Source organism: Agarilytica rhodophyticola (assembly GCF_002157225.2).
Lineage (GTDB): Bacteria > Pseudomonadota > Gammaproteobacteria > Pseudomonadales > Cellvibrionaceae > Agarilytica > Agarilytica rhodophyticola.
Map to the genome: position 1 here is coordinate 6,760,503 of NZ_CP020038.1, position 24,350 is coordinate 6,784,852.

General features: G+C 37.4%; 16 protein-coding genes. 3 read left to right on the forward strand and 13 right to left on the reverse strand.

The annotated features are described in order from the left end of the window. From BVC89_RS27855 to BVC89_RS27865, 3 genes are all read right to left on the reverse strand, one after another. Positions 1-627, reverse strand: coding sequence for an NAD(P)H-dependent oxidoreductase (locus BVC89_RS27855; protein WP_086934351.1), 627 nt, complete (start codon positions 625-627; stop codon positions 1-3). Positions 628-732: 105 nt separating this feature from the next. After that, a complete protein-coding gene (locus BVC89_RS27860) occupies positions 733-1,383 on the reverse strand; it encodes a Crp/Fnr family transcriptional regulator (RefSeq protein ID WP_245929261.1) in 651 nt (216 codons plus the stop codon). 299 nt (positions 1,384-1,682) lie between these two features. After that, on the reverse strand, positions 1,683-2,597 hold the full coding sequence (locus BVC89_RS27865) for a septum formation inhibitor Maf (protein WP_086934352.1): 915 nt from the start codon (positions 2,595-2,597) through the stop codon (positions 1,683-1,685). A gap of 270 nt (positions 2,598-2,867) precedes the next feature. Between BVC89_RS27865 and BVC89_RS27870 the strand changes: the two genes are divergently transcribed. Next, a complete protein-coding gene (locus tag BVC89_RS27870) occupies positions 2,868-5,354 on the forward strand; it encodes an ATP-binding protein (protein ID WP_158658168.1) in 2,487 nt (828 codons plus the stop codon). Between the two features lie 73 nt (positions 5,355-5,427). Here BVC89_RS27870 and BVC89_RS27875 read toward each other — a convergent pair whose 3' ends face one another. From BVC89_RS27875 to BVC89_RS27905, 7 genes are all read right to left on the reverse strand, one after another. Then, complete coding sequence (locus BVC89_RS27875; RefSeq protein ID WP_216825061.1) at positions 5,428-6,675, reverse strand: glycosyltransferase; 1,248 nt, start codon at positions 6,673-6,675, stop codon at positions 5,428-5,430. After that, positions 6,675-7,253: a hypothetical protein gene (locus BVC89_RS27880; protein ID WP_158658169.1), complete on the reverse strand. Its 579-nt coding sequence runs from the start codon at positions 7,251-7,253 to the stop codon at positions 6,675-6,677. Before BVC89_RS27880 ends, BVC89_RS27875 begins: the two co-directional genes overlap by 1 nt. 17 nt (positions 7,254-7,270) lie before the next feature. Continuing rightward, positions 7,271-8,404: a glycosyltransferase gene (locus tag BVC89_RS27885; protein WP_086934355.1), complete on the reverse strand. Its 1,134-nt coding sequence runs from the start codon at positions 8,402-8,404 to the stop codon at positions 7,271-7,273. 7 nt (positions 8,405-8,411) lie between these two features. Beyond that, complete coding sequence (locus BVC89_RS27890) at positions 8,412-9,362, reverse strand: NAD-dependent epimerase/dehydratase family protein (RefSeq protein WP_086934356.1); 951 nt, start codon at positions 9,360-9,362, stop codon at positions 8,412-8,414. 118 nt (positions 9,363-9,480) lie between these two features. Next, positions 9,481-10,788 (reverse strand): F390 synthetase-related protein, encoded by a 1,308-nt coding sequence (locus tag BVC89_RS27895; protein ID WP_086934357.1) that lies wholly within the window; start codon positions 10,786-10,788, stop codon positions 9,481-9,483. After that, entirely contained in the window at positions 10,773-11,609 is an 837-nt protein-coding gene (locus BVC89_RS27900) for an MBL fold metallo-hydrolase (RefSeq protein WP_086934358.1), read from the reverse strand. Before BVC89_RS27900 ends, BVC89_RS27895 begins: the two co-directional genes overlap by 16 nt. A 2-nt stretch (positions 11,610-11,611) precedes the next feature. Next, positions 11,612-12,595, reverse strand: a complete 984-nt coding sequence (locus BVC89_RS27905; protein ID WP_086934359.1) for a 3-oxoacyl-[acyl-carrier-protein] synthase III C-terminal domain-containing protein — start codon at positions 12,593-12,595, stop codon at positions 11,612-11,614. A gap of 449 nt (positions 12,596-13,044) precedes the next feature. On the opposite strand from BVC89_RS27905, the gene BVC89_RS27910 reads away from it, so the two are divergent. Continuing rightward, positions 13,045-13,353 carry a DUF1272 domain-containing protein gene (locus tag BVC89_RS27910; RefSeq protein ID WP_086934360.1) on the forward strand — a complete coding sequence of 103 codons (309 nt, stop codon included), beginning with the start codon at positions 13,045-13,047 and terminating at the stop codon, positions 13,351-13,353. Between the two features lie 613 nt (positions 13,354-13,966). Here BVC89_RS27910 and BVC89_RS27915 read toward each other — a convergent pair. From BVC89_RS27915 to BVC89_RS27925, 3 genes are all read right to left on the reverse strand, one after another. Continuing rightward, positions 13,967-14,557 carry a nuclear transport factor 2 family protein gene (locus BVC89_RS27915; protein ID WP_086934361.1) on the reverse strand — a complete coding sequence of 197 codons (591 nt, stop codon included), beginning with the start codon at positions 14,555-14,557 and terminating at the stop codon, positions 13,967-13,969. A 1,208-nt stretch (positions 14,558-15,765) separates the two neighbouring features. Next, positions 15,766-17,661: a cellulase family glycosylhydrolase gene (locus BVC89_RS27920; protein WP_086934362.1), complete on the reverse strand. Its 1,896-nt coding sequence runs from the start codon at positions 17,659-17,661 to the stop codon at positions 15,766-15,768. Between the two features lie 1,355 nt (positions 17,662-19,016). Next, positions 19,017-20,867, reverse strand: coding sequence for a cellulase family glycosylhydrolase (locus BVC89_RS27925; RefSeq protein WP_086934364.1), 1,851 nt, complete (start codon positions 20,865-20,867; stop codon positions 19,017-19,019). A gap of 2,039 nt (positions 20,868-22,906) precedes the next feature. On the opposite strand from BVC89_RS27925, the gene BVC89_RS27930 reads away from it, so the two are divergent. Continuing rightward, a complete protein-coding gene (locus BVC89_RS27930; protein ID WP_173780746.1) occupies positions 22,907-24,343 on the forward strand; it encodes a cellulase family glycosylhydrolase in 1,437 nt (478 codons plus the stop codon). Positions 24,344-24,350: the final 7 nt, after the last annotated feature.

The following is a 24,350-nucleotide window of genomic DNA, read 5'->3' on the forward strand; positions in this document are numbered from 1 at the left end:
TTAGATCTCCATTACTATTTCATTATAATCAAATCGGACTTTAGGGTGAGATGCCTGAACATCCTCATGGTGGCGACGGCCAATGGGACATATCACCGAGGTAGTGAGCCCTTTTTCACTCAAGCCTAATACGGCATCGTAGCCGGTACTATCAATACCTGTCATAGGGCAGCTATCGATTTTCATAATAGCGGCGCAAGTCAACAAGTTACCGAGGGCAATATATGCTTGTTGGTGTGCCCACTCTTGTCGTTGCTCCGGTGTTTTCGCCGCCAACGCTGACTTCATATGGTTCGAAAATTTTATAAGCTCGTCAGGAGATTTATTTAAAACTCTCGCATACTTATCGATGTAACGATCTACCGTAGCATCACCTATATGAGTATGTGCAGCAAATACGAGTAAATGTGAGCTGTGAGCGACTTTGTCCTGTCCATAAGAAAATGGCAGTAAACGCTCTCGAATAGGCATAGCCTCCACCACAATAATATTATAAGGCTGCAGGCCATAGGACGAGGCACTTAGACACGCTGCATGGAGTAGGCCTTTCAATTCTACAGCGGAGATTTTCTCGTCCGAAAATTTTTTTACGGAATAACGCCAATTTAGTGCATCTAATACATTCATACCATTTCTCTCAATTCTTCATGTGTTTAGCTAGCAATGCTGCCTGATTGCAAGGCATGCAATAGAATAGGGAGATGCCGAGACGAAGGCATTTACATAGGTTGATTAAAGGCTTTTTCTAATACGACTTAATTGGGTTGGCGTAACACCAAGATGAGAGGCAATATGATATTGGGCCAGGCGTTCCACAAGGTTAGGATGCTGATCAATAAAGCGTAAATAACGTGCAGTTGCGTCTTCCTGAACGATTTGAATTTCACGGGCATCCTTTTCCAATAACCAATTTTTTTCCAAATAGTAGATTTGAAATAGCTTTAGATCTTCTTTTTCAATCATCAACTTCCTATAGGCTAAAAAATCTATTTCGACAATGAGGGCATCTTCAATCGCCTCAAAAGCGAGGGCAGATGGCATAGAAGATAGTAGCGCCGACATAGCTCCAGGAAACTGCCCCTCCTGGAAAAAATTTTTGTTGTACTCATTACCTTTTTCATCGCAAACAAAACCACGGATCAAGCCTCGATAGATATAAGCGAAAGACTTAGGAACTTCACCGGCTCTATAAAGATAAGAATTCTTTGCTAGTGATCGAAATGTCGATATCCTTTTAAAATCGCGCCACGTCTCATCACTGATAACCGAATATGAGTCTAGGGAGTCCTTCAGTGCGAGAAAGGCTTTTTCATCATCGTGCAGCGCCATAGATATTAATACTTCAGTGGTGAATGTAACCTCTACAGACAATACTAGAAACATTACTTGTCTGGCTATTTCTCCTACTTCCGTAGGTTATTTCATATAATAGTTTAACACTGCTAGCAAACTATACTTATTATATTAGAAATTAATCAACTTCCACCAATCCTGAAATAACGCAAGTAGTATGATCACTACCTGCTACATAACTCAGGATTTTACTTCTGGCTTTAACAGACATTGCATAAGCATACAATGCTTTATGAAATTCAGTGCCATCCATATTTATTTGAGCCTGGTCATGATTACAATAACGCAAATGAATTACCACTGTTAACCTGGCAGGTTAATAACAAAACCTAGTTTATTGGCAACCCTAATTCCTTACGTAATGGTAAGTCTTTATTACCATGCTTTTTCCAATAATCTGATTTGATAGTATTTATTTTCTTTGCACTTGAAGTCATCGTTTTGGCTTCTTTACCAAAACCACTAATATAAGTTTCTTCCCAGCCAAGAATTTGATAGGGGAAAGCCGGTTCATAGTATATTTCAAGCTGCCTTTCAATATCTCTATAACGAAGAGTATATGTACGAATACCATTATTCTCACTAAAAGATGCAGTGGCATCGTAAGCTTGTATTTTTCTGTGGCGCAAACGAAGATACTCTAATGAGGGTATTATTTTAAAGTCACCTTCAGGTAAGCTACCTGGATCGATACGTAGCTTAGTCCATAACTCGTTTTCAAGGTGTGTTTTTTCAAGCTTAATTTGACGGTCGTAGTCTTGCTCAAAATACGAGTAGGATGCTATGTCAAATAGCTCACGATTATTCAATTGACTGAATGAATTACCACACCATTCCTGAGTACTAGTCGAGACTTTAATAGCATGCTGCTTATTGGCCACTGGGTGGAAAGTACTCGCCATGATGGAATAGGGATAAAGGCCAGTAAGGAATTTTTTTGTCGTATTGAGCTTGAGTACCGAGACATTATCAGGTCTATCGTAATCTGCTTTAACTTGTTTATCGGCTAGAAAGGGCTCGGTTACATACACCAATACAGCTGAGCCTTCACGAAGTTCACCATAACGTGCTTGCTTGAGTTTGTATGATGTAATTTCTGCTTCACCTGAGTACCAATAGGATTTAAATTTTTCACTTTCGTTGCTTGCAAGCGCTTCATTCATACATATGAATAAAATTGGCATAACAGCTTTAGAACATATTCGTCGCAATAGACCAGGGTTTGCAAGGGTTAATAGTTTCATAGAAAATCTCAAATAAATGATGCGATTCACAAAGCTTAACAGGACTATTACTCCCCAATCATCACCATTTTAATAACAATTTAAAACATGAACTTAGTCACAAAGGTTTGTTTGTACTCCCCTATCTCTTGTATTCCTTAATATTATTGACCTGTTGTGTATTTATACCCAGTTCATAGATATTAAAGGCCGACTATATAACTTTAGGCCATTGCATATTTATTCTGCATAAGGCCCTATACTTAATGCACCATAGTGATGGAAAGTGATATGGATAGAAAACAAAAAATTTGGTTGCAAAATACGGGACTTGCGCTCACGGGTGCACTTATCCTTACAGCGCTTGTTATCCATGCTCATATAACGGATCGTTCATTTGTCAAAGTGCCTGCACTAACTCTTATATTGCTTGTCTTTTGGAGTGGATGCGGTGTGTTCGTAGGAATAATTTCCAGTGGAATCTCAAGACATTGGGCTGACGGCTCACTGACCTATCAACAAATGACCTGGGCCACAATCACTACACTTGTTGCCATGAGCCTGACATCAACTCCTCGCGTACCCTTTTATTTCCTGATTTTTATCGTCATGATCTTCGGGATTTTCCGCTTACCTATTCGTCAGTACTATTACTTTGCATTATTTTCAACAGTCGCAGCCGGAATACAACAACTACTTGGGCACATATTCTTCGCCCCCTCTCATAACATCGCTGACGCAATATTCGCTTGGGTAACCTTTGTGTTCAGTGCACTAATTCTGGTTTCGTTGGCCTATTCCTACGCTAGATTACAGCGACGCCTAAAAGAGCGTAATGAAGAGCTAAAACAAGCTTTAGGCGCCAAAGATGCATTTTTAGCAAATATGAGCCATGAAATGCGGACACCACTTAACGGCATACTGGGCTTACTCCGGACAGTTTTAAATTCACCTTTATCCGAGGAACAGGAAAGAAAACTTAAGTTGGCGAAATCCAGCGGGGATTCTCTGGTAGCGATAATTAATGATATTTTAGATTTTTCGAAGATTGAAGCAAACAAATTTACGATCATCCATGAACCGTTTAACCCCATTAACCTTATCGGAGACATCGCCGATTCTATGAGTCTAGCCGCGGAAGAAAAAGGCATAGAATTATACCTGGACATGGCGCGGCTCAAACTCTGTCAGGTTGAAGGAGACGCTTTACGAGTGCGTCAGGTACTAACAAACCTCATAGGCAATGCTATTAAGTTTACAGACAAAGGGCACGTGATAGTTCGGGCCTGGAGTGAAACTCAAGGTGATATTTGCTTCTTAATACTTGAAGTAGAAGATACAGGTATGGGGATAGCCAATGAACATCAAAAGGCATTGTTTGATGCTTTCACTCAAGTAGATGATTCTTCAACACGACATTTTGGCGGCACAGGTCTTGGTTTGACAATAACTAAGCGCTTATGTGAATTAATGGGAGGACAGATCAGCGTTACTAGCGAACCCGGTTCAGGAAGTTGTTTTAAAGTAAAATTACGTGTTGAATCTGCGGTAGAACAGACTCATAACTTCCAGGACATTTCCGTGCTAGTGTTGAGTAAACCCGATGATTTGCATGGACTATTGATAAAAAAACAATTAGACATTTGGGAACTCGATAACCACTGTATTGCTACTAGAGATTTAAACGAAGCTGAGATTAAAATACGCGAAATCACTTTTGCTTTTCCTTGGCTTCTTATTGTGACAAGTTCAGAATGGAGCGACTATCATTGCGATCAACTTATTAAATATTTTAAAGCACCCCCCTTTAAAGTTATTACCCTCGGCTCTGCCATGGATGATACGTTAGGCAAGCCTGTAAGTGCTACCCCTCCTGCTAGCAGGAACCTACATCTATTCAAGCCCGTAAGCCCACAAACATTAAAGCATGCGCTGAACACAAATAACCAAGAAAGTGATTCAATAACTGAAGGCAATATGCCGAAGCTACAAGGAAGTATATTGGTAGTCGAAGATAATCTAGTCAACCAAGAAGTAATCCAAGGACTATTATCAGACCTTGGGCTTGAATGTTCTTTGGCAAATAATGGCGTTGAAGCAATGGATACCTTAAATAAAAGACAAACCACCTTTGATGTAATTCTTATGGATTGTCAAATGCCGGTAATGGATGGTTTTGAAACAACACGGCATATTCGCGCAGGCGAGTGTAAAGCGACAAATAGTGCTACTCCTATAATTGCTCTCACTGCGAATACTCAACCGGAAGATCGTGAAAAATGTCGACAAGCGGGCATGAATGACTTTATTAGCAAGCCTATTGATCCTGAAACCTTACGAACAACGCTCGGCTCAATACTAATAGAGTCATCAGAGACTAGTGAAAAATACATCAACAACACATATTCGCAACAACAAGAAAGTGCTAATCAGGAGATTTGGGATAGAGCGGCGGCTCTTAAGCGAGTGCGAGACAAAATGCCGCGACTTTTACGCCTAGTATCGATAGTACTCGACACCCTACCGGAAAAGTTGCTTGAACTAAAAGATGCAGACCAAAGACATGACTATAAGCTGCTGTCGGATACTGCACACAGCATCAAAGGTGTGGCAGCCAATATGGGGGCAAATGCGTTAATGCATGTGGTAGCAAATCTGGAAAACGCAGCACGTAAAGAAAGCGAATACGATTTGGAGTTAGTGCTAGTTGAGGGAGAAAGGCTACTCTCACTACTTAAAGACTTTATGAAGGAAAATTCTACTTCTGAAGAAAACTGATTAAGTAAAAGTTAAACGAGACTGTACATCGACGATATCTCATAAGCACAGAGCTAATCAAAAAACACGTCGATTAGGCGCTAAAATAGTTATCTATTAGGTGAACTAGATCTCGCTGTGATTCTTTTTCAGTAAGCTTTATCTGATACTGGTAACAGTTAGATTCTAACGTCTCAGATTCGATTAGCTCTTGTAATGCGTTATCAAAATCACATAGGTTTTTAACCCAGATTGCAAGACCAGCGTGGCTCAAACGCGCGGCGTGGTCGAACTGATCATAATCCACTGGATAAACAACCGAAGCAATACCATGACGCAAACATTGGTACATAATTCCCGCTCCACCATGATGAATAACATAGTCATATCGACATAGATATTTATCATAATCTATGTAATCGAAGCGTTCAAAGTTAACGGCCTCCTTACTTCGATGAGGCTTACTATGGCTATGACCATTACTAAAATGAAATATAATATCGGGGAATTTTTTTGCCAAGGAAGCAATTTTCTTAGAAACTTCATCTTTACGCCACTGTAAATGTGTTCCAAGAGTAACGAGAATATATTTTTTATTCTTTAAAAATTTGATTTCATGATTTTGAGTGGGAGGCGTATACAACATCGGGCCCATAAATTCTACTGACAGAGGCCATCTCTTATGAAATTCTAGTTGACTCAAACCTAAGCATAGTATTTTATCTTCAGAATAGATAGCCTCACTACCGTCTGATCGATAAAGGTTATTCAAACCTAAATTATTTATTTCTTTGCGATATAAATTAAAAACTATTATCTTAAATAATCGAATTAATTTTCGGCCGATGGCATTTCTTATTTTTTGATAGGTATTTGTTGCATTTCCTAGCCCACCCAAATAGGCAGGGGGCCCTTCAGCTGACTCTAAAACACACGGAGATGGCAGGCTCGTCCACCATTTAATATTCATTCTAGAAGCAATTGTTCCACCTACAGGTAAAGTAAAATCGACAATAAGTAAATCTGGTCTATCTTTTTGATAAAGGGATTCGAGTTCATTGTACACCGTAGTTAAAATATACAGTACATGTTTGAATTGCTGATGAAGCTTGATTGGGTTACTACCTACTGCATAAGGAGGGTTTACAATATTAATTAGTTCTCTATCATCAATATTATTTATAACTACACCACATAGGCCGGCGGCTTCGATAGCTTTTTGTGCACCCTTAGAGCTAACAACTCTAACTTGATAAGCTTTATTCAAAAATCTACCCATAGCAAGTATCGGATGAAGGTGGCCGCTAAATGGTGGAGCTAATAAATCTATACGCTTACGCACTAAGTTATACCTAATTCGCTTTTTGTTTTAAGGATGTATTGTCTGCAAATATCGATAACCTCTTCTTGATCCATATATGACATATGACCACCGGGCACTAGGAAATCAACTTCCTTAAAAAATATACGAGAAATCCAATCCTTTTCCCCTTGCACCAAAATACTGTTAGCTGGCGGCATTTTTATAGATACCGGCCCATAAGCAAATATGTGTATTTTATTCTGGTAACTTTTTGGCAACCTTAAATTAGAAAGTAATTCTAAGCCACAACTCCCCGATATTAATAGAGTATATGATGTGTTATCCAAAAACTCTCTGACAGAAGACAGGTACTTTTGCCTATAAACCTTTGTTTGTGAAAAACAAAAGATTTTTATATTTTCGTAGCTAGCTTGAACAATATTAACAGGTTTAAATGTCTCAGAGCTCTTACAGTAAGGAAAATTTAATAGACTTATTTCCTCTTTTTTTAACCCCAAGCTATTAATAAATTTTTTCTGTGGTGGACTTAAGCACCAACTTTTAGGATTACTTTTTCCTGTAATAAAAGCTACTTGAAGCAATGGCTTAAATTTCATTTCCGTATCGCTCAACATTATACTTTAACAAAATTATTATTATCGTATACACGGTAATATCTTGTTCTCCATTTAATTTTTCTTACTAAACATGCATGAACAAGATGTAATGGTTGTAAAAGCTCTGATATTACCGAAATTACGAAATAATTACCGCTTCTTTGATTTATATTTTTTTGTATACTCAGTAATAAATACCACCTCGCAGTCAGCATAAAAAGAAAAATTAATACTCCAAAAACAGAGGGGTAAGTTAAAAAATCAATTGCGATTGACCACATTAATAATGACGGGCTACCATGTAGTAAAGTAATAATAAGATTGGTTACTATAGTCTGCCTCTGCATTAACAATGTTGCAAATAAATACCATCGATGCATTTGCTGCATATAAACACTTATTCGAGAAATATTAGTTTCCACTTCTTGAACAAAAGGAGTCTGACATATTTTCCCACCATTTTTTTGGACATGATTAGCGAAAGCTAAATCATCTGTTAAATAATACATGATAGGTTCAAATCCGCCGTAACTATCAAGTACCTGACGATTTATAGCGTAACACATACCGTTAATAGAAAGAGGCTCCATATAAGGTAGAACAGATAAATATGTAAGTGCGGAATTATTATTAACAAATTGTGCTAGCAGTTTCGATGGCAAATTATTACCTTCTCGATAAACAGGCAAACCTGTTGATAGTTGATGGGTACCCAAAGCTTCAACAAGCGCTGCTAAGCCTTTTTTTGATAACACAGTATCATCATCTAGCACCACACATATATCTCTACGACATAGTTTTCTTGCTTGCTCTAATTTAAATATTTTAGGATTGACACCATCTGGCGCTTCATCATATAACTGTCGATCTACTAGTACTTCAGGATATTGAGCTTTAATTTCTGATACTATTTGTTGTGCTACCTTGTCTTTCTTATCCACTAACCAAATAAATTCACACTGTGGAAAGTTAACAATGTTGCCTTCTAATGTTTTAGCTAATTGCGGATCACCACTTAATATTGGTTGCAATATTGATATTTTTTTTTGATCAACATTTTTTATAGGCACATTAAAATTTCTAATGTACTTTTTTGCAGATAACACTTTAAAAAGAAGTAGGGACAGGTAAATGAATACTAATATAAACATAGTTACTTTACCCTCTATTCTTCTGCCAGCTTATAAATCTATCTAGGCCTTCATCCACACTCACTATCGGTGGCCCTAAGTCTCGGAGCATTTTTGAAACGTCAAATGTTTTAGAGTTAGCGAGTACACTTACTCCAAATTTTGTTACCGGCGGTTCGCTCTTTAAATGCAACAACCGAAATATTGCCTCTACTATTGTAGCCATTTTCATCGCAGTAGAAGCTTTAATAACTTTTTTTGGTTTAGGGATATCTAAACGTTTTAGCACGTCTAATAAAAAGCTCTGTATCTCAACAGGCTGAGCATTAGTCAAATTGTAAGTACCGATGATTTCATCATTAAGTGCCGCTTTTAGGATGTAATCACACAATACATCTATATAAATAAGATCACCAATAGCAGCTTCTCCTTCCGTTTTAAATAACGGTAAAGCGCCTTTTTTCGCAGCTCTAAGCACTCTTGGAAAAAGTACTGTATCGTAGGGGCCAAAAATAGCTCTGGGACGTAAAATAGCGAATTTTCCTCGATACTCTCTTACTAACAATTCCCCAGCATATTTAGTCGCGGCATATTCATTAACAAACGTTGGCCCAATGGGACTGTCTTCTTTAATATTAAACTGTGAACCTTCACGATAGAAGACAGAACTTGAAGAAATATAGATTAACTTAGGATAACCATTACCCTCACAGAACTTTATAACGTTATTAGTAACATCAATATTCTGTGTTATGAAATCTTTTTTAGCCCCCCAAGGTGATGCTAAGGCTGCTGCATGAATGACGACATCTGGTTTAAAAGGGATATCAAATTCTTTTGCAAGATCCACGCTCATATAGTTAGTAATATTTTTTTTAGAACGTGCTACACCAAATATATCAAGATCGCTCCGGTCGCAGAACTGACGCATAAATGAGCCACCGACAAAACCTGACGCCCCTGTAATTAATATCTTCATAGTTACTCCATAACACTTTTTAAGATGACAACATAGAACTATCGCTATTCTTTGATAGTGAGATTAGAAACTAGTGTATAACTCCTGTACTCACCTTGCCTCTTCAATATTTGCAATATCATAAGCCAGTTTTTATTTGTGGCTTTTCTATGCATTTTATTCTCCTTCTTTTTAACATAAGGTTTTCATCAGACCATGCTCTAAATATAGTTTCCGGGATTTGGGCTCCGACGCTACTAAACAAATTACTTAGCTCTTTTTCGATAGAAGACTTGGCCTCATGAGGATGCTGTGTCTTAATGTAAATATTAATACTATATTTTTCTTGAATAATTTTATAATCATCATAGTACTCTTGTACAAGTAGCATTGATCGACGGATTAAGTCAGGGAAAATAGCTATTAAATCTTTACCTTCTTTTCTTGGGTACCATAAAATATCATCATGACGCCCCTCAATAGCATCGATGCGTAAAAATGACGAGCCACAGGCACAGGCCGTTTTGTTTTCGATTAAAACATCATCTAAACGGTACCTAACAACAGGCTGTGTGCTTCTTTGTAAATCGGTAATAATTGGTGAGAAACGTCCAGATGCTTTATCAATCCAATCCTTTTCAATAAGTACAATATCTTCGTTTAGATGTAAATTGCCTTTGCTACATGTTGTGGCCAAAAAACCTTCTGTGCATTGATATACTTGATCTACTTCTCTGGAGAAAAAATTTTCTATATAGGTTTTATCATCTTGCTCTAATACTTCTGCTACGGAAATAATTTTCCAAGGTTTAATATTCGTAGTACTATCTGCAATAATTCTTAATATTTTGGCGGGGGCGATCAAAATATCTGGCGAAAAATTATCTAGCTCATATACTATTTCTTCTATTGATTTAAATAAATCAAAAAACTTGAAACTAATTAGCTTGCCTTGAGAAGACTCGTATAAGTTGTTGTTAGAGCGTAATAAAAATGCAACTTTTCGCTTTTTAAATGAAAAGGGAAGTAATTTCCCTATAATATAGCCGGCCCATAAAGCTTGTTCATAATCTGATGTTACAAACATTCCTCTATTACCACTAGTACCCGAGGAAAGGCCTACGGAGAAATTTTTAATTTTTAAATTAAAATTGCGAGTTTTTTCAGATTGGTATGCAAGATTTAAACACTCATCCCTATCTAGTTGTTCTGTATTTATAGTATTAAAATTATCAACAAATATTTCTTTGTTAATAACGGGGAAGTTCTCAATACCTTTTTCAAGATAGACCTTGTAAAACAAGGATTTTCTTAATGTCCTCTCTTTAAGTCGATTGAATAATTTTTTCTGTCTTTTTAATATACTGTTACGTGACCGATAGGGCCCATATTTTGCAATCAGATAGCCTTTAACGAAGCCAGCAATTCTCTTTATTTTTGCCAACACGAGTTAAATGCCTCAAAGGTTTTTTGGCAATGAGAGGGTATTATATTAATACTCTTGTTATTGTCATAAAGCTTAGTCAATTTTGTTAAAGTCTCCAGGTATTCTTCTTCATTGCTCATAATCAGGCGCGTTAGTCTATTAGGTCGCGCACCAAATTTATATGCTTCTTGCGTCCAACAAGCATCGCCAACTAAAAAATTGACTTGGTTGTTACTGAAAGATAATAAGCCATAGTGCCCCCAAGCATGACCGGGCAATGATATAGCAAACATCGAACCATCACTGAAGATATCATGACCCGTATCAAATGGATAAATTACACTGTTTAACTTAATTGCTTTAGTATCTTCAATGAATAAAGCCCTGGAAAGAAAGCTATTGGGTAAAAGTCCTTTTAGATAACCTTTTATAAGAGCGGAAAACCCCGAACGTTTTTCGAATGATTCAAGTGCAATTCTAGAGCATATAAATGTCGCTTTTGGATAATCCAATAAGCCAGCGATATGGTCGGCATGAAAATGCGATATAAAAATATAATCAACATCATCTGCCCCGATATTTTGATTGTTTAGCTGTGTTATGAGCCCTTCTTTATCACATAAATGCATCGGTGTTAACATACGATATAAAATGTTAGGGAAGCTATTTGTTTCTTCAAGAAAACGTTTAGCGTAACCCGTATCAAATAGGATGTTGCCAAATTTTGGATGCTTAAGTAATGCTACAATCGCAGGAAACGCCATCTTTTTCCACGAGTGGCCTTTCATTACCATCGCTTCGGGGTGAAAACAGTGCCCTACTTTCAGCAGTTGAAAGTCCATAGCTATATTTCCAAAATCATACCGCCGAGGCTTAGTCCTGCGGAGGTACCAATTAATAAAATTTTATCACCTCTTTTGCACCTATCACTTGTTAGTAAATAATGAAGCGCCGTCGGTAAGGATGCAGCAATTTGATTGCCATGTGTAGACAAAATATTAATGACTTTATCAGGGTTGAGAGATAGTTTCTTTTGCAAATGTTCTATCGCTAATTTACTTGCTTGATGAGGTACGATCCAATCAATATCATCGAGAGTGTAATCTGCTATCTTTAATAAATCTTTACAAAATTTCCCTATAACTTTGAGTGTTAATCTATAAAGGTCTTTTCCCTTCATATTAAATTGCCCATAGGAACGATAATCTCCGTGAATTTTTGAAGGATGATGCAAACTGCCTCCACCTTTAATCTGGCAATAATCGACGCCCTCGCTGTAAGTTTCGAAGTTGATAGCTTTTATGCCGATGTTTTCTTGTGTGTTACACAGAATCATGGCTGCTGCGCCATCACCGAATAAACCACCCACCTCAATATTATTCCAGTCAAGCCCGACAGAGGCTAAATCACTGGAGCAAATTAGGATATTTTTGTAGCGGCCTATTTCAATAAATGAAGATGCCACATCCATTGCCATTAGAGCACTTAGGCATGTCATATTGATATCGAAAGAAGGAATAGGTTTGTTTAACTTGAGAAGTGCATGTACCTTCGCAGCATTATAAGGTATTGCTTGTTCCATAGTTCCGGAAGCACAAATAATACAATCAATATCATCAATACTTATATTGGCGCAAGAAATCGCATTTTTTATGGCTTCGATCGCTAAACTGCTAGCGGACTCATCAGTAGCATAAGCTCTATTTTTGACTCCACATATAGCTTCTGTACGACCAGCAGGTACGCCGTGGTAACGGTCAATTTCTATGGACTCAACACGCTTCTGAGGCGATGCGACTCCAGTCCCTAAAATTTTTATATGCCTCATAAAATCGATATCTCCTAGACGATTTTTTAAAAAGGAAGAGCCCCACACCTAGTACCGACTGTAACGCAACTAAAGTAGGAAACATCGTCCTGTTGTTTAAAAAGCTTACGTTATTCCATAAGAGTCGCAGGGATCAAGCACGGATGAGAAAACCTCACATTCTAATACTCCGCGTATCGTATCTTAATCTGCATCCACTAAAGGCGTCGTCTTTTCAAGCGAGTATGCTTTACAAGATTATAAGACTCATTGGGTGGGATTATCTCATAGCTCTGATTACAGCGATATAAGACACAGGTCGACATAATTATATGGCGTTAAAGTATAAGATTTAATCAAAAGTGGACATGCGCCAACCTTTTTGATTATATGCTCTACTTTTTTGATAAAACTTGTCTGGTGTATATTGAGTAGCACCAAGTCCAAATTAATAAGGCATGGAATATATTATGCTCGAACTTCGACCCAACTGTGAATGCTGTGATATAGACCTACCACCTGATTCAGTCAATGCACGCATTTGCACATATGAGTGCACATTTTGTGCAGATTGCGTTGAGCAAGTATTGAAAAATGTTTGCCCTAATTGTGGCGGTGGGTTTGTTCCAAGACCTATCCGTCCTAAATCACCATACAGAGAAGGTACTAGCTTATTAAATCAACCAGCGTCACAAAAAAGAATTATTACTAAATATACACGTGTAGAAATACAAAATTTTGTAGATAAAATAAAAGATATTCCACCGAAGGATCGTTAACTATTTAAATACTTCTCGTAAGAATCAGTTCCAAATATATATTTTTCTATGATTAATAATTTTTTCATTAGCTTGCTCCTACTTTATATTCCAATAAAAAATCCAATTAACTAAGTAATTGAAACAGTGAGGAGAGATTAATACGCAGCACTACTAAGCACTACCCCGTAGTAGTGGGGATGAGGATAAGATGGAAGAACATATATAATAAAAGCAATAATTTACAACTGTTGTCAAAGTAATTATTTTGACAACATAAAATTCAAATCTGATCACTAATAAAATTCTAAAATAAAAGGAACTGAAAATAACCAGTAAAAATAATTTATTTCAATACCTGTTTTTGTATCAGATACACATAAGTGTATTTGTTGATTGGTCAAATTTGTATTAAATGATTTAACAAGAGGCTATAAATTGAGTTGCAGTACCAAACACTACATGATGAGTCACTTAAGGTTTATTCTTTTATATTACCGAGTAAGAAGATACTAAATATACTTGCTAATCCAATACTATGTTAGTTAATCTTCTTACTCTAGCCGCGTAGTCAAAACGCTAAAAATTCGAGTGAACTTATTCTAATGGCTTACCGGGATAAACCATTTAAACGTTACGACTCAGCGTCGTATACTTTGCCACTAATTTTCCATTCACCCTGATGTTTATATAGAACAAAAAAGTCGGTGGATTTTCGGCCTCTCCAGTTAGTAAATTCAATTTTAGCAGCCGCTGCAGGTCCAGATATATCGATCCAGGCAATGCGGTGGTCAGCATCTGGCGCTTCGCCTTGCTCATTAATTCTATTCTTAAAAGTCGTAGTATCGAGACTTGAGAATTCTCCATCGATAGAGCCGGTTATCTTAGCGTGGTCATAAAACGCCTTATCCATATGTTCACCATTACCGCTGCGAGCACCCTGGATATAGGGCTGCAAGGCGTTAACTACAGCGTGATATTCGCTGTCATGTTTGCCAGCTTGTCCGTCCAACTCTCGGCCTGATTTATCGAATACGACTTTATATTTTCGGCTGTGCTGAGGAGTAGAATTTACAGAGGCTTGATATTCATTGTTCACTTTTTGACTAGATTTACCAAATACCGTTTTATATTTGGAGTTTTGCTGTGGCGTCGAAGCGAGAGCTACACTAGCTGCAAATAGGAGCACAATTGAGCTTATTTTCGTAATAAGTTGTGAAATCATATTTGTTTCCTAATAGTATTTTATCTGACAGCGAATAAAAATTAGACACTTGTCCAATAGATCACTGTCTATTATCACACATATAATTTTTCTTTCTTATATACGTAAGCACTCTGACAGCAGCTTTAAATAATCTTTCCAAAAAGTTAGTAAAAACAGAACAAATGTTCAAATATGATGGACATTACAAAAGAGAAAATATTATATCTCGGTTTATTCGATGAAGCTAAGAGTCCATTTACAGGTAACTTTAGAGTTTCAATTTTTGTGATTTAATAATTTAGCAAGTGGTATTTGTACGTAATTTTTCATCGTCGGAGTAGAGAGCTTCATTTGTAACTAGTCAAAAACCACTGAAAAATTAAGCTACCACTCATTTCTGTTAGAACTTTTCGTCATACCTGCAGATATTTTTCTTATGGAGTGCCTATATCATTAGGCTTTTTTTCATTCAATATCGTTCATTTACACCTAAAGTGTCTAACTCTTGTTTTCATTAGCGTTCAAAATTTTACCATGGCGGCTATTTCATTCGCACCCAGCCGAAATATTGCCCAAAAGAATATGAAAAAACTTTTTTAAGTTCTATTACACATAAATAGCGAGTTGACAATTATGACAAATAAAAAAATAGGAGTATAAGAATTTATGGCAACGTATTACACTACATCTGTCTCAGCACCATTTACTTGCAATCTCTGTCACGAAACAAAGACCAACAAGGCAAAGTTAAAATGCTCCAGCTGTCATGGCGCAAGGCCAATATGCGGGAGCTGCGCTCAGAGCTGGGTTAGCAGAAGCGCTACATGCCCTTGGGACAGAACAGCTTTAGGTAGCAGCACTAGCACCACTCCTAGAGCAAGCACTTCACGGCCTAGAACTTCACAGCCCAGAACTTCACAGCCTAGAACTAGTAACCATCATGGCGCAGGTTCATCAAGAAGACATGGGTTAGATGGTAGTTCTAGTTCATCAAGGAGACATGGGTTAGATGGTCGCCCAAGTAGTTCATCAAGAAGACATGGGTTAGATGGTCGCTATGGTAGCTAAAGCTCAAGAATGCATTGATTTGAAGGCAAGAAATAAAACCTTTAGAGAATAGAACAGGAGATGCCAAGTCTCGGTGAAAAATCCAAAACTTGGCAATAAAGATGGGAGTAACTCTCACTCTTGTCAGGGGAGAGTTACTAATCAAGCATGAAACTTACTTATTGACCAGCCCAAAGACGTTGAACGAGGTTCCACTTAGCAGTATCGAAACCTTGCCACTCACCCCAACCAGCGGTGTTTGAGATTGGATCATAAGCGTGTTGATATAAACCGCCAGTATCACCAGACTCTGGGTTGATTGACCAGTAGCACCCTTGGATGTTTTCGTCGATTAAGTAGTCAACCAAAGCGTTTTGCCATTGCTCATCAACATTAGTTGTGATGTGGCTCCAACGGTTAATGTCACGGGTACTAGAACCTTGTGGCCAATTTAAGTGACCACCGAATTCGCCTAACATCATGGCGAAACCTTGGTCTCTTAGGTAACCGAAGTGCTCTTCCCAACCTTCTCTTAATACTGTTGGATTGATCACGATGTTACAGTCAGCATCACCTGCTGCATCGCCTTCAAGACCGTCACATTGTGGCTGTGCAGGATCCATGAATTGAGGCTGAACAAATACAGATGGACCGTAGGTGTGAGGAGAAAGAACCAAACGATCTTTAGGAATGTTCAACGGGTTACTAGCCTGTTCGAACATGTTTTCACCCCAGTTAGGATTGATATCTGGGTTACCGTGAGGTTGTGGTCCTTCAGCGTTCGTTGAGCCAGAAGTTCCTTCAACAAAAACTAGAAGATTAGAGTTAACTTCATCAATAGCAGTAAAGGCTTTCTCAGAAAGGGTTTTCCATTGCTCCCATGTGTAATCGTAGGGCTCGTTGAAGATGTCGATACCAACAATGTTGTCTACACCTAACAATGCAGGTAAACCAGCGATTTCGCGCAAGTCATCTAACCACATTTCTTCGTTATACTCTTGAACAGTTACTCCTGGCCCTACATTAGTGCCACAAGCATAATCTTCACGTGGGAAATCGTAATCTTCACGATCTGCATCAGCATATGGAGGTACAGCATCAAGACGGCCTGCACGCCATCCTAGGTAGTTTGAACACGAGTGGATATCGATAATAACGCCAACATTGTTAGCAGCAGCTATCTTGATGAATTCTTCCATTGACTCACGTGCATTATTGCCGCGAACATCAGGATGGTTTTTCAAGAAAGGTGCTTTACCTTGAGGATCATTAGGATCAAGAGTCTGAGGTACGATTGGGAAACGAATAACATTGATTCCCATGGCTGTAATTTCTTCAAAGGTTTGCTGTATCGTTCTTCCGCTACCTTGGTTGTTGTTCACCCAGAAGGTATTACCCATGTATAGCTCCATAGGTGCGCCACTTGGGTTAGTTTGATCATCTGAAGGCTCATGACGCCCTTCTAAACCAAACCAGTTACCACATTGCAGAGGCATTACGGTGCCATCTTTAGTAACGTTACCAGTATCATCAACCCTAAATACGCCGCCGCCAGGAACTGGAGTTGGCGTTGGTGTCATGGTTGGCGTTGGTGTCATGGTTGGCGTTGGTGTTGGGGTCGCAGTAGGCGTTGGGGTCGCAGTCGGTGTAGGTGTTGCGGTAGGCGTTGGTGTAGGATTCGATCCGCCAGAAGAACATACTGCACCGCTAACAGTTGCTACCTCAGCAGCGCCGGCACCTTTTGAACCTTGAAAGCCAAATTCAGCAGATTGACCAGGCTGAATTGTGCCATTCCAGCTTAAAGCAGTTGCCGTATAAGGGTTGCTGCCAGATACAGTAGCATTCCAGCTATTTGAGACGCGATTGTCACCGCTATAGCTCCAGTTGACATCCCATCCATTGATGGCAGCATTCGTATCGTTGGTAATACGAATCTTAGCAACGAAACCACTGTTCCATTGATTGTCTATCACATACTCACATACTGCCGCATTAGTGGACATTGCCGTTAAGCTCATAAAACTCGCGCCAAGTGGTACTAACCACTTCGGCAAAGCCATTTTAGATTTTCGCATTGTGTTTCCTCATTTAGAGTAGTTGTGTTGGTACTTAATATTGGTACTTGGAGTAAAAAATCGTTTTTAAAAAATCTAGTCACCGTTATTCGATAGCTACTTCCACTATTGGCCAGTCATGTTACCGGCTCGGTTAAGAATGAAAGCTACCTTGAGCAGTGCGTACCTTAAGGTAAATGCAATGACACTTCGTTCGATTAGAGGAAAAAAAAGTATTTTTTTAGTACAAGAAGAAGTTGATACATGTGGTGTAAGAAGTTTAAACGTTCTTTTTTTAGCAATTAAAAGTACAACTAAAAACAATTGGCGCACAAAGCATTCGAAAAAGTTCTTATTTATTTTTTTCTTTTGATATTTGGCACTAATAACGTTAAACCCAAAGGTCAAATATTATTTATATTATATTTTCCCAATTTTTAGCTTTTAAAAATAAATTGGCTATTTATATTTTTTTCTATTTTCATTTATCTAGCCGGTTTCTTATATGAAAACCACACTTTTTTTATTTCATTAGCTGATAATTTTCCAATAGGAATTAGTACACATTATTGATTCTAAATTCTTGACATAAAACTATCAATGAAATAGAAATTTTTTGTTTTAATCTTTACCTTTACAAGGGTTCTATGGTTAGAAACTCACAAGAAATTAAAATTAACAAGTACCAAATATATTCTAATTAGAAATAAAACATTTCTGATACTCCTGTGCAAATTATCATCTACATACATCTGAAAAAAATAATTAATTTAGCTGATAGATGAATCGATAAAAAACTTATAGTTAATAAACGATACAAAGTCGCTTAAGCCTCTATCCTCTGTACATTTAAATAGACTATAAGATGTATCTATTAATAGAAGAGGTAAAACAAAACTCTAAGTGAATAAAGCACACATTACTTTTGTATTTAAAAATAGTTTCTTAAGAAATTATTACGTTTTAATTAGGTTAAAAATTATTAATTAGTATGAGAACTTGTTAACACTAATTTTTATTTTTGCTGTTAGCGCTTAATCTATTTGATTAAGTCGACATATAGCTTTGTTTATTTTGACAGCATTACGATACCAATGTAATAAATGACTGATAATTAAATATGCATGTCAAGTTACGTCTGTGATATGCATCTTAGTTTTTAATATTTAATAACAGTGCCGTATCTCTCTTCTATACAAATGCTGTAACTACTTTATATAAAACAAAGATACTAGAAATCTTGCTCATATATGGGTGAAGCCTAATAGAATACAAAACCAAGCTTCATTGTAGATATAAAGCTTGGCTATCAGAATTAAGAATACTCTTATCATTATAAAGGCGAATAACCATTCGCCTTTACATGATCAAAGCGATTAGTTATTGCTCCAAAGGCGGTTAAGTAAGTTCCATTTTTTAGTGTCAAAGCCTACCCACTCGCCCCAACCAGCAGTATTTGAGATTGGATCATAGGCATGTTCAAATAATCCCCCTGTGTCACCAGATTCTGGGTTGATTGACCAGTAACAACCTTCTATATTTTGATCAATCATGTAATCAACAAAAGCGTTTTGCCATTGCTCATCAACATTAGTGGTAATATGGCCCCAGCGATTTATATCACGAGTACTAGAACCTTCTGGCCAGTTGAAGTGGCCGCCAAATTCACCCACTAATATAGCGAAACCTTGGTCTCTTAAATAACCGAAGTGCTCTTCCCAACCAGCGACGAGTTTAGGTGGGTCAATAACAATATTACAATCAGCGTCACCAGCTGCATCACCTTCAAGACCAGCACATTGGGGTTGCGCGGGATCTAGGAACTGAGACTGTACAAATACTGATGGACCATAAGTATGAGGAGAGAGAACCAAGCGTTCCTTAGGAATATCTAAGGGGTTGGTGCCTTGTTCGAAGAAATTTTCACCCCAGTTTGGATTACTTGCAAGATCACCATGAGGTTGGGGGCCTTCAGCCTTGGTTGAAGCAGAGGTACCTTCCACAACAACTAACAAGTTAGGGTTAACTTCATCTATCGCTTTATACGCTTTTTCAGCCATGGTTTTCCATTGCTGCCAAGTATAGTCGTGAGGCTCGTTAAAGATATCGATACCTAAAATATTATCAACGCCCAGAGCAGCGGATAGACCAGCGAGTTCACGTAAATCATCTAACCACATCTGTTCATTATATTCATGCACGGTCACACCGGGGCCTGCAGGTGCACATGCATAGTCTTCGCGAGGGAAATCATAGTCTTCACGGTTGGCGTCAGCATATGGTGGTACAGCATCCAGTCGACCAGCGCGCCAGCCAAGATAATTGGAGCATGAATGGATGTCCAAAATAATTTCAACATCGTTTGCATCAGCAAGTTTAATAAACTCTTCCATCGATTGACGTGCATTAACACCACGCACAGATTGGTGGTTCTTCAAGAATGGATCTTTGCCCTGAGGATCGTTAGGGTCTAGTGTCTGAGGTACGATTGGGAAACGAATAACATTGATTCCCATAGAAGTAATTTCGTCAAAAGTTTGCTGCATAGTTCTTCCGGTGCCTTGATTACCATTAGCCCAGAAAGTATTACCAATGTATAACTCCATCGGCGCGCCGCTTGGATTGGTCGGGTCATCGGAAGGTTCATGTCGCCCTTCTAAACCAAACCAACTTCCGCATTGAAGTGGTACAACGTTGCCATCTTTAGTCACTTTACCGTTATTATCCACTCTGAATACACCAGAAGAAGGAGGCGTGGGTGTTGGTGTAACTGTTGGTACAGGCGTAGTGGTGGGTACCGGAGTTATTGTTGGCACAGGAGTAGGAGTCGGCCCACTAGATGAACACACATTACCACCAACAGTCACAACTTCGGCAGCAGCTCCAACGCTTTTGCTACCTTGCACACCAAATTCTGCAAATTGACCAGGTTGAATTGATGAATTCCAACTTACGCCGACAGCACTATACGGATTACTACCAGAAACAGTAGCGTTCCAACCGCTTGCGACTCGATCGCTACCACTATAGCTCCAGTTGACATTCCAATTATTAATGGTGGTGCTTGTATCGTTGGTAATACGAATTGTAGCTACAAAACCGTTGGGCCATTCGTTGTCTATTGAATATTCACAGATGGCAGCGTGGCTCGACATTGAACCAAAACCAATAATGCCAGCACTAAATGGTATCAACCACTTAGGCAAAACTGTCTTCAACTTTTGCATGTGTTTTCCTCGGTATCTATAGTTTAAGTGATATTAATACTTAAGCTAAAAACTATTTGAACGACGGAAGTCATATTCTACCGCTAGAGTTTTTATTAAGTCGGTAGTTTTAAAGTCGCCTTATTTAATTCGCTTTAAATTTTTGCCTCTTATATGCAATCATTAAAACTTTAGTTATGAGCAACCCTAAAACGCGCGGACACTTTAATAAAAGCAAATAACCTCTTCGTTCTTATACAAGAAAAAAAGTAAGCTTTTCTGATAAACGGAAACTAATACACAGCAGGAGAGAAAGTTGAACGTTTTCTTAATAACAGTTTTAAGTAAGGATAAAAGCATTTGGCACACTAGTGATCACAAAAAAAGTGATTCATTGCACTAAATGGAATTTACAATGCCAAAAGATTTATTTTCTTTTTTTAGAAAATCTATTGTATTTTATTATAGCACCGAACACTCTAAATGTTTAATTTTATAACCACAAATAGAAAATAAATTAATGTGACACCGCCATCTAAATCGCGACACAGTAAATCAAACAGTATCAACAAAATTTAAATTAACAATACAAGTATTTTTTAAAAACATCACCAATAAATACATTTATAGCTTTATTATTTCTTATTAATATCCACATTAATAAGAAATACAATGACAGATAGCATTTAAAAAAAAATCAAATATTAATATCCTTTCAAAATTATATTATATAGAAATTCACTAAATATCATTTAAATTATCAAGATAATTGTTATCTGTAACGACTAACAATTACTTTCATAAGAATGACTATCTCAAACTTTTATATATAAAAAGCCAAACTAATATACGCCAAAAAAATGCCTTAATTGACAACAAATTGTTACTTATAAACCAATAGAATTAGTTGGCACAAAAAAATTTTAAAATTAATTAAAACTTATTAAAAGTAGCAATCACAATTGTGAGATGCCAGCGAAGAAATAAAATCGCTTTGTTATATTTTCTAACGACTAAAACTAGAAGGATAGTTAACCTTGGTGAAAGTTAATTGGTTTAAATAATTTTTATATAACGCAACTAATAATGGCATCTAGCAAGCTAGAACTTTAATAAAGATTTAACTTAACAAAATAAAAGTGAATATTTATGTGACTTCATAAGCGTTATTTTTACATATTTAAGACATAACGCTATTAGAATAAACGATTCAAAAGCAGTATATGCAACTAGTCCATACATCATAAATAATATGATTTATTAAAAATCATTAATAAAGAGAATATTAATATCAAGAGAGAATAGAAATTATTTTTTGAAATAGCTTGCAGTACCTAATTTGAGAAAACGTTAAGAAAGCATATTGTCAAGCCAATATTAAAAACAATAAAATCGACATAAGCTAGTGTGTTATATGAGGCATTAATATTGGTAAGTCATATACGTACACGAAATAGCTAATTACAAAAAATAATAACTGTCTCCACGTATAAGATTCCAAACAAGTAAATATCTTACAAATTATTCGTATATAGATCTCCATCACAAAAATGCTTACCAATAAGTAATCTCAATTTAAAATATAAGAACTAGTTTTGATTAAGTTTAACACATTTAGTTATTGTCGCTTAATAAACTTTTATTGATCTCTAAAATTAATGATAATTAATAGAATTTGATTTTTTTATAATTAATAGATTAATTATTTAAAATATTTGTGTTTCTTATTTAAAGATAAATAAATACAAGATTATGAGTTCAAAATAATGTAAATATTAATCACGTTCCTGATTATTTTTTTAACTTATATGGTTTGAATACTAAGTAGAGGCTTTCATTGGCTTCTGCAGGCTTTTTGCGCCCGTAATTTTTTGCTAACAATTTTATGAGAATCAATACGATGTAAATTTTTATAGAACAAATAAAAATAAATTTTTTAAGTGAATATTCTAATTTTTAATAGGTTCCATTTAGCACCTAAAGGTCTTCTATCGCCCTAAAAAAGCTAGAAATACTAGAAATATAACAGCACTAAAAACACTAACTAAGAGGTAAAAACTATGATTACGAAGAAAAACAAAAGTTTCTCTAAGGAGAATAAGAGGAGTAGCATCTCTTCAATCTTTTTTTCTTTATGTATTATGTTAAGCACTTTTTCACTAAATGCTTTCGCAGGCTTTAGTGTTTCAGGCACGCAGCTGCTAGACGCTAATGGCCAACCATTTATTATGAGAGGAGTGAACCACCCTCATACATGGTATAGAGATAGAACAGCTTCATTTGCTGATATCGCTGCAACCGGTGCAAATACCGTAAGAGTTGTATTAAGTGATGGCCAACAATGGACACGCAATGACGAAGCCGATGTAGTTAACGTTATCAATTTATGTAAAGCTAACCAGCTAATTTGTGTATTAGAAGTTCATGACGTTACCGGATCAGGAGAGCAACAAACAGCCGGAACATTAGCAAACGCTGTGCAATATTGGGTTGATATTGCAGGAGCTCTTGTAGGTCAAGAAGATTACGTTATCATCAATATTGCTAACGAGCCTTTTGGTAACGGCCAACCTGTAAGCGCTTGGGTTGATGGCCACGTCGATGCGATCGAAACTCTTCGTAATGCAGGGCTTACTCATACACTATTAGTAGATGCTGCAAACTGGGGTCAAGATTGGCAAGAGATTATGTTGCAAAATGCATCTACTGTTGCCCAGGCAGACACTTTAAGTAATACCTTTTTTAGTGTACACATGTATGAGGTTTACCAAGATCGTTCTAGAATCGAAAATTATGTCTCTACATTTTTAAGTACTCATAACTTACCATTAATTGTTGGTGAGTTTGGTGGAGACCACAATGGTCAGCCAGTCGACGAAGATTCGATCCTTGCCGTAGCAGAAGATTTTGATATTGGTTACTTAGGTTGGTCTTGGTCCGGCAATGGTAGTTGCTGTACAAACCTAGATATGATTATCAACTTTGATCCTACCAATTTAACTTCTTGGGGAGAGCGTTTAATTAATGGTGTTAACGGTATTCGATCTACATCTGTAAGAGCATCTGTATATTCAGGTCCTGCTCCAACACCAATCCCTACTCCAACGCCTACTGCGACTCCTACGCCAACACCAACCGCAACACCTGTACCAACGCCAACGCCTACACCGACTCCTACCCCTACTCCTAACCCAACTGGGGACTTGGCTCAGTGTAGTTATGAACTAGTAAATTCATGGCCTACAGGTTTCCAAGGTAAAATCAGTATTACCAATGTAAGTAACAGTGATATCAACGGATGGGATGTGACATGGAACTTCTCAGATAACTCAACTATATCGAGCCTTTGGAATGCCAACTTCTCTGGTACCGGTCCTTATACCGCTACGAACCTTTCTTGGAATGGAACTATACAGCCAGGACAAACAGTTGAGTTTGGCTTTACTGGTAACGGATCAGGCGCTTCTACAGCAGTGAGTGGTAGCATTTGCCGATAAAATATAG

What these genes read in the sequence shown, in the direction of transcription:
- BVC89_RS27855 (WP_086934351.1), bottom strand. Translation starts at nt 627, where the DNA reads ATGAATGTATTAGATGCACTAAATTGGCGTTATTCCGTAAAAAAATTT.
- BVC89_RS27860 (WP_245929261.1), bottom strand. Translation starts at nt 1,383, where the DNA reads ATGTTTCTAGTATTGTCTGTAGAGGTTACATTCACCACTGAAGTATTA.
- BVC89_RS27865 (WP_086934352.1), bottom strand. Translation starts at nt 2,597, where the DNA reads ATGAAACTATTAACCCTTGCAAACCCTGGTCTATTGCGACGAATATGT.
- BVC89_RS27870 (WP_158658168.1), top strand. Translation starts at nt 2,868, where the DNA reads ATGGATAGAAAACAAAAAATTTGGTTGCAAAATACGGGACTTGCGCTC.
- BVC89_RS27880 (WP_158658169.1), bottom strand. Translation starts at nt 7,253, where the DNA reads ATGAAATTTAAGCCATTGCTTCAAGTAGCTTTTATTACAGGAAAAAGT.
- BVC89_RS27885 (WP_086934355.1), bottom strand. Translation starts at nt 8,404, where the DNA reads ATGTTTATATTAGTATTCATTTACCTGTCCCTACTTCTTTTTAAAGTG.
- BVC89_RS27890 (WP_086934356.1), bottom strand. Translation starts at nt 9,362, where the DNA reads ATGAAGATATTAATTACAGGGGCGTCAGGTTTTGTCGGTGGCTCATTT.
- BVC89_RS27900 (WP_086934358.1), bottom strand. Translation starts at nt 11,609, where the DNA reads ATGGACTTTCAACTGCTGAAAGTAGGGCACTGTTTTCACCCCGAAGCG.
- BVC89_RS27905 (WP_086934359.1), bottom strand. Translation starts at nt 12,595, where the DNA reads ATGAGGCATATAAAAATTTTAGGGACTGGAGTCGCATCGCCTCAGAAG.
- BVC89_RS27910 (WP_086934360.1), top strand. Translation starts at nt 13,045, where the DNA reads ATGCTCGAACTTCGACCCAACTGTGAATGCTGTGATATAGACCTACCA.
- BVC89_RS27915 (WP_086934361.1), bottom strand. Translation starts at nt 14,557, where the DNA reads ATGATTTCACAACTTATTACGAAAATAAGCTCAATTGTGCTCCTATTT.
- BVC89_RS27920 (WP_086934362.1), bottom strand. Translation starts at nt 17,661, where the DNA reads ATGCGAAAATCTAAAATGGCTTTGCCGAAGTGGTTAGTACCACTTGGC.
- BVC89_RS27925 (WP_086934364.1), bottom strand. Translation starts at nt 20,867, where the DNA reads ATGCAAAAGTTGAAGACAGTTTTGCCTAAGTGGTTGATACCATTTAGT.
- BVC89_RS27930 (WP_173780746.1), top strand. Translation starts at nt 22,907, where the DNA reads ATGATTACGAAGAAAAACAAAAGTTTCTCTAAGGAGAATAAGAGGAGT.